Origin of the sequence: Streptomyces sp. NPDC015125 (genome assembly GCF_043080045.1) — a bacterium.
GTDB lineage: Bacteria > Actinomycetota > Actinomycetes > Streptomycetales > Streptomycetaceae > Streptomyces.
Window position 1 is genome coordinate 246,878 of the sequence record NZ_JBIBVF010000009.1, and the last position, 6,717, is coordinate 253,594.

Annotated in this window: 5 protein-coding genes; all 5 read left to right on the plus strand. The window is 73.6% G+C overall.

Features of this window, described 5'->3' with window-relative positions; all coding sequences use genetic code 11:
- The 5 genes from ACF088_RS21550 (at position 1) to ACF088_RS21570 (ending at position 6,489) form a co-directional block, all read left to right on the plus strand.
- Complete coding sequence (locus ACF088_RS21550) at positions 1-2,019, plus strand: biotin carboxylase N-terminal domain-containing protein (protein ID WP_392377371.1); 2,019 nt, start codon at positions 1-3, stop codon at positions 2,017-2,019.
- Between the two features lie 156 nt (positions 2,020-2,175).
- On the plus strand, positions 2,176-3,339 hold the full coding sequence (locus ACF088_RS21555; RefSeq protein ID WP_392377393.1) for an acyl-CoA dehydrogenase family protein: 1,164 nt from the start codon (positions 2,176-2,178) through the stop codon (positions 3,337-3,339).
- 176 nt (positions 3,340-3,515) lie between these two features.
- Entirely contained in the window at positions 3,516-5,105 is a 1,590-nt protein-coding gene (locus ACF088_RS21560) for a 4-coumarate--CoA ligase family protein (RefSeq protein ID WP_392377372.1), read from the plus strand.
- Positions 5,102-5,872 carry an enoyl-CoA hydratase family protein gene (locus ACF088_RS21565; protein WP_392377373.1) on the plus strand — a complete coding sequence of 257 codons (771 nt, stop codon included), beginning with the start codon at positions 5,102-5,104 and terminating at the stop codon, positions 5,870-5,872. The genes ACF088_RS21560 and ACF088_RS21565 overlap by 4 nt, the downstream gene beginning before the upstream one ends.
- A complete protein-coding gene (locus ACF088_RS21570) occupies positions 5,860-6,489 on the plus strand; it encodes a TetR/AcrR family transcriptional regulator (protein WP_392377374.1) in 630 nt (209 codons plus the stop codon). Before ACF088_RS21565 ends, ACF088_RS21570 begins: the two co-directional genes overlap by 13 nt.
- Positions 6,490-6,717 lie beyond the last annotated feature (228 nt).

Here is a 6,717-nt window from a genome sequence, read left to right on the forward strand (position 1 = left end):
GTGATCCGTTCCCTCCTTGTCGCCAACCGCGGCGAAATAGCCCGGCGGGTCTTCCGCACGTGCCGCGAGCTGGGCATCTCCACCGTCGCCGTGCACTCGGACGCGGACGCGCGCGCCCCGCACGTCCGCGAGGCGGATACCGCCGTACGGCTCCCGGGCGACGCCCCGGCCGACACCTATCTGCGCGGCGATCTGCTGGTGCGGGCCGCGCAGTCCGCGGGCGCCGACGCGGTCCACCCCGGCTATGGCTTCCTCTCCGAGAACGCCGCCTTCGCCGCGGCGGTGGCCGAAGCGGGCCTGGCCTGGATCGGACCGCCACCCGCGGCCATCGAGGCCATGGCCTCCAAGACCCGGGCCAAGGAACTGATGGCCGACGCCGGGGTACCGCTGCTGGCCCCCGTCGACCCCGGACAGGCCACCGGGGCCGATCTGCCGCTGCTGGTGAAGGCGGCGGCGGGCGGCGGCGGCCGCGGTATGCGCGTGGTCACCGAACTGGCCGCGCTCGAAGGGGAGTTGAAGGCGGCGGCAGCCGAGGCGGCGTCCGCGTTCGGGGACGGGGAGGTGTTCGTCGAGCCGTATGTGGTGGGCGGGCGCCATGTCGAGGTGCAGATCCTCGCCGATGCGCACGGGACGGTCTGGACGCTCGGTACCCGCGACTGTTCCCTCCAGCGCCGCCACCAGAAGGTCATCGAGGAGGCCCCGGCCCCCGGACTGTCCGACGAGCTGCGCACCACCCTCCACCGGGCCGCGGAGCAGGCCGCCCGCGCCATCGGCTACCGGGGCGCGGGCACCGTGGAATTCCTGGTCTCCACGGACGGGCGGGCCCACTTCCTGGAGATGAACACCCGCCTCCAGGTCGAACACCCGGTCACCGAGGCGGTCCACGGCCTCGATCTGGTCGCCCTCCAGCTGAGCATCGCCGAGGGCCGCCCCCTGGACGCCGAGCCGCCGCGGCCGCACGGGCACGCCGTGGAGGCGCGGCTGTACGCGGAGGACCCGGCGGCCGGGTGGCAGCCGCAGACCGGCACCCTGCACCGCCTGGAGCTGCCCGACGGCGTCCGCCTGGACTCCGGGGTGACCGGCGGCGACACCATCGGCGTCCACTACGACCCGATGCTCGCCAAGGTCATCGCCTGGGCGCCCAGCCGGGACGCGGCCGTAAGGAAACTCGCGGGCGCCCTGGAGCGGGCCCGTATCCACGGCCCGGTCACCAACCGCGACCTGCTCGTACGCTCCCTGCGCCACCCGGAGTTCACCGACCCCGCAGCGCTGGACACCGGCTTCTACGACCGCAACCTGCCCGCGCTGACCCAGGCCGCCGACGGCGGGGCGGGCATCTTCGCGCTCGCCGCGGCCCTCGCCGACGCCCACGGCCGCTCCCGCTTCGGGGGCTTCCGCAACGTCCCCTCCGGACCGCAGGCCAAGACCTACGCCTGCGCGGGCACCGGCCCTGGCACCGGCACCGGCAGTGGCACCGGCACCGGCACCGCGTACGAAATCCGCTACCGCCTCGGCCGGGACGGGCTGTCGGCCGAGGGCTTCCCGGGCGTCCGGCTGCTCGCCCTGGGGCCGGACGAGGTGGTGCTCGAAGTCGACGGCCTGCGACGGCCGTTCGCGGTCGCCCGCTACGGCGACCGGGTCCACGTCGACGCGCCCCCCGCTCCCGGCGCGGGCACCACCGCACCCGCCTCCTACGCCTTCACCGTGCTGCCCCGCTTCCCCGACCCCACGGCCCGTACGGAGCCCGGCTCACTGCTGGCGCCGATGCCCGGCACGGTCGTACGGATCGCGGAGGGCCTTGCCGAGGGCGACCGGGTCGAGGCGGGCCAGTCCTTGCTGTGGCTGGAGGCGATGAAGATGGAACACAAGATCACCGCACCGGCCGCCGGCACCCTCACCGCACTGCCCGTCCGCACCGGACAGCAGGTCGAGGTGGGGGCGCTGCTGGCCGTCGTGGCCGAGACCGCCGCGGCGGCCGAGAAGGCCGCGACCGAGGAGGCCGGGGCGAACGCCGGCTGACGAGGCGACCCGGGCCGCCTCCCGTCCCGCCGTCCCCCCCCGCCTCCCTCCGTACGCGCACCACCCGCACCACCCGCACCACCCGCACCACCCACACCTCACCCGCACCTCACTCGCCTCACCCACCGCACACAAGGAGCCGTCATGAGCAGTGCCATGAGCAACCCTGTGATCGAGACCGAGGAACAGCGCGCCCTGCGCGACGCCGTCGCCGCACTCGGCAAGCGCTACGGCCGCGACTACGTCACCCGTGTGGTGGCCGAGGGTACGCACACCGACGAACTGTGGGCGGAGGCCGCCAAGCTGGGCTACCTCGGCGTCAACCTCCCCGAGGAGTACGGCGGGGGAGGCGGCGGCATCGTCGAACTCTCCCTCGTCCTGGAGGAACTGGGGGCGGCCGGCTGCCCGCTGCTGATGATGGTCGTCTCGCCCGCCATCTGCGGCACGGTCATCGCCCGGTTCGGCACCGAGGAGCAGAAGCGGAGCTGGCTGCCCGGCCTCGCCGACGGCTCCCGCAAGATGGCCTTCGGCATCACCGAGCCGGACGCCGGGTCCAACTCGCACCGCATCACGACCACCGCCCGCAAGGACGGTACGGACTGGGTCCTCAACGGCCGCAAGGTCTTCATCTCGGGCGTCGACATCGCCGATGCGACCCTGATCGTCGGCCGCACCGAGGACGCCCGCACCGGCCGCCTCAAGCCCTGCCTGTTCATCGTCCCGCGCGACACCCCCGGCTTCGGCCGCAGCCCGATCGCCATGGAACTGGCCGCCCCGGAGAAGCAGTTCGAACTGACCCTGGACGAGGTCCGGCTGCCCGCCGAGGCGCTGGTCGGCGACGAGGACGCCGGACTCCTCCAGCTCTTCGCGGGCCTCAACCCGGAGCGGATCATGACCGCCGCCTTCGCCCTGGGAATGGGCCGCTACGCCCTCGACCGGGCCCTCGACTACGCCCGCACCCGCCAGGTGTGGAAGGAGCCCATCGGCGCCCACCAGGCCATCGCCCACCCCCTCGCCCAGGCCCATATCGAGCTGGAACTCGCCCGGTTGATGATGCAGAAGGCGGCGCACCTCTACGACGCGGGCGACGACATGGGCGCGGGCGAGGCCGCCAACATGGCCAAGTACGCGGCGGCCGAGGCCGCGGTCCACGCCGTCGACCAGGCCGTCCACACCCTCGGCGGCAACGGCCTCACCCAGGAGTACGGCCTCGCCTCCCTGGTCACCGCCGCCCGGGTGGCACGGATCGCCCCGGTCAGCCGCGAAATGATCCTCAACTTCATCTCGCACCAGTCACTGGGGCTGCCCAAGTCGTACTGAGCACGCCATGCTGCCCGTGCCGGCCGACTGGCAGCCGCAGACCGGCCGACTGACAGCCGCAGACCGGCCGACTGGCAGCCGCAGACCGGCCGACTGGCAGCCGCAGACCGGCCGACCGGGCGGACCCGTAGCCGCCCCGCCCCGCCGTACCCACCGTCGAAGGGAAAGGCCCCGGCATGGTGTTCCACGTCTTCCACAGCGAGTACGCCGACGTCGCGCCCGTAGAACTGCCGATCCACGAGGCCGTCCTCGGGCGGGCGGCGGAGTACGGCGACCGGCCCGCCCTGATCGACGGCCTCGACGGCACCACTCTCGGCTACGACCGGCTGGACCACGTCACCCGCCGGCTCGCGGCCGCCCTCACCGCGGCCGGGGTCCGCAAGGGCGAGGTACTGGCCCTGCACAGCCCGAACAGCGTGCTCTTCCCCGTCGTCTTCTACGCGGCCTCGCGCTGCGGAGCGGCGGTCACCACCGTCCATCCACTCGCCACCGAGGGCGAGTTCGCCAAGCAGCTCGCAGACTCCGGGGCCCGCTGGATCGTGACCGTATCGGCCCTGCTGGACACCGCGCGCGCCGCCGCACAGCAGGCCGGCGGCATCGCCGAGATCCTCGTCTGCGACCGGGCCGAGGGCCACCGCTCGGTCCAGGACCTCCTCACCTGCACCGACCCGGAACCGTCCGTCACCCTCGACCCGGCCGACGACCTGGCCGTCCTGCCCTACTCCTCCGGCACCACCGGCACCCCCAAGGGCGTGATGCTCACCCACCGCAGCATCGCCACCAACCTCGCCCAGCTCACCCCGCTGGTCTCCAACGGCCCGGACGACCGGGTGCTGGCGGTGCTGCCCTTCTTCCACATCTACGGGCTGACCGCCCTGATGAACGCCCCGCTGCGCAACGGCGCCACCGTCGTGGTGCTGCCCCGCTTCGATCTGCGGCAGTTCCTCGCCGCGATCGAGAAACACCGCATCACGGCCGTCTACGTCGCGCCCCCGATCGTGCTCGCCCTCGCCAAACACCCCCTGGTCGCCGACTACGACCTCTCCTCCCTGCGCTACCTCGTCTCCGCCGCCGCGCCCCTGGACGCCGAGCTGGCGGCGGCCTGCTCCCGGCGGCTCGGCCTGCCACCGGTCCTGCAGGCCTACGGGATGACCGAACTCTCGCCCGGCACCCACGTCGTGCCCCTCGACGCGCCGAACCCGCCGCCCGGCGCCGTCGGCAAGCTGATCCCCAACACCGAGATGCGCCTGGTGTCCCTGGAGACCGGCGAGGACGTGCCGCCGGGGGAGAGCGGCGAGATCCTCATCCGCGGCCCGCAGGTCATGAAGGGCTATCTGGGACGGCCCGCCGAAACCGACGCGATGATCGACCCCGACGGCTGGCTGCACACCGGCGACGTCGGGCGGGCGGACGACGACGGCTGGCTGTATGTCGTCGACCGCGTCAAGGAGTTGATCAAATACAAGGGCTATCAGGTCGCCCCCGCCGATCTCGAAGCGCTGCTGCTCGGGCACGATGCCATCGCCGACGCGGCGGTCATCGGCGTCGTGGACGCGGACGGCAACGAGGTGCCCAAGGCGTTCGTGGTCCGGCAGCGGGGGGCCCACCTGAGCGAGGACGAGGTCATCGCGTACGTTGCCGACCAGGTCGCCCCCTACAAGAAAGTGCGCCGCGTGGAATTCCTGGAGAGCGTGCCGCGCGCCACCACCGGAAAGATCCTGCGGCGCGAACTGCGCGCCAGGGAAAGGAGCTCGACGCCCCGATGACCGACGCACCCGCCACCACCCTGGTCCCGCGCTCCCACGAGCACGGCATCACCACCCTCACCCTGGACTCCCCGCACAACCGCAACGCCCTCTCCGCCCGCCTGGTGGCCGAACTGCACCAGGCACTCGCGGACGCCGCGGCCGACGACGCCACCCGCGCCGTCGTGCTCACCCACACCGGCGGCACGTTCTGCGCCGGTGCGGACCTCTCCGAGGCCACCTCGGGCGCGGCAACGGACGGGCCGTTGGGCCTGGCCCGGCTGCTGCGCGCCCTCGTGGCGCTGCCCAAACCGGTCGTCGCCCGGGTCACCGGGCACGTCCGGGCCGGGGGCCTCGGCCTGCTCGGCGCCTGCGACATCTCCGTGGCCGGCCCGGACACCACCTTCGCGTTCACCGAGGCCCGCCTCGGCCTCGCCCCCGCCGTCATCTCCCTGCCGCTGCTGCCGAGGCTGGACCCGCGCGCCGCGGGCCGCTACTACCTGACCGGCGAGAAGTTCGGCGCGGCGGAGGCGGCCAGGATCGGCCTGGTCACCCTCGCGGCCGACGATGTCGACACCGGCCTCGCCCCCGTACTGGACGGGCTGCGCAAGGGCTCACCGCAGGGCCTGGCCGAGTCGAAGAAGCTGGTCACCGCCGAGGTGCTGGCCGCCTTCGACCGCGACACCGAGGCGCTCGCCGAACAGTCCGCGCGGCTCTTCGGCTCCGCCGAGGCCCGCGAGGGCATGACCGCCTTCCTGGAACGGCGGGCCCCGGCATGGGCGCGCTGACCCCGGCCCGCGGCCCCAAACAGCCCCAGCAGGAACGCAGCCGCGCCACCCGCCTCAAACTGCTGGAGGCCGCCGTCTCCTGTCTGGCCGAGCGGGGCTGGAGCGGCAGCACGGTCTCCGTGGTCGCCGAGCGCGCAGGCGTCTCGCGGGGCGCCGCCCAGCACCACTTCCGCACCCGCGAGGACCTCTTCACCGCGGCCGTCGAACATGTCGCCGAAAAGCGCCAGGGCGCGGTCAAGGCGGTCGCCCACAACCTGCCGCCGGCCGGCTCCGTCGCCCGCACCTGGATCATCGTCGAGGAGCTCGTCGGCCTCTACACGGGGCCGCTGTTCCGCGCCGCGCTGCACCTGTGGGTGGCCGCCTCCGACGAGGAGCAGCTACGCGAGCGGGTCACCGCCCTGGAGGCCAGGGTCGGCCGGGAGGCGCACCGTACGGCGGTGGCGCTGCTGGACGCCGACGAAGCGGTGCCCGGCGTACGGGAAACCGTCCAGGGGCTGCTCGACATGGCCCGGGGCCTGGGACTCGCCAACCTGCTGACCGATGACACGGCCCGTCGCGACCGGGTGGTCGAGCAATGGGCCAAGCTCATCGACGCCGAACTGGGCGGGGCCGGGTAGGGGCCCTCCCACGTTTTCGGCTTTCCCGCCGGTCCGCTGCGCTTTGCTTGGCCCCGTTTTTGGCTTTCCCGCCGTTTCGCCTGGCGGCGGGCGGGTCCGCTGCGCGGGGCGGGTCCGCTGCGCGGGGCTGTTGGGGTGCGGTGACGGGCCTGCGCGGGTGGGGTGCCGGACTGCTTCGCTTTACGTCCGGCACCCCACCCGCTCCGGCCCGTCCCCTCCCGTTGGGGG

What these genes read in the sequence shown, in the direction of transcription:
- ACF088_RS21555 (WP_392377393.1), top strand. Translation starts at nt 2,176, where the DNA reads ATGAGCAACCCTGTGATCGAGACCGAGGAACAGCGCGCCCTGCGCGAC.
- ACF088_RS21560 (WP_392377372.1), top strand. Translation starts at nt 3,516, where the DNA reads ATGGTGTTCCACGTCTTCCACAGCGAGTACGCCGACGTCGCGCCCGTA.
- ACF088_RS21565 (WP_392377373.1), top strand. Translation starts at nt 5,102, where the DNA reads ATGACCGACGCACCCGCCACCACCCTGGTCCCGCGCTCCCACGAGCAC.
- ACF088_RS21570 (WP_392377374.1), top strand. Translation starts at nt 5,860, where the DNA reads ATGGGCGCGCTGACCCCGGCCCGCGGCCCCAAACAGCCCCAGCAGGAA.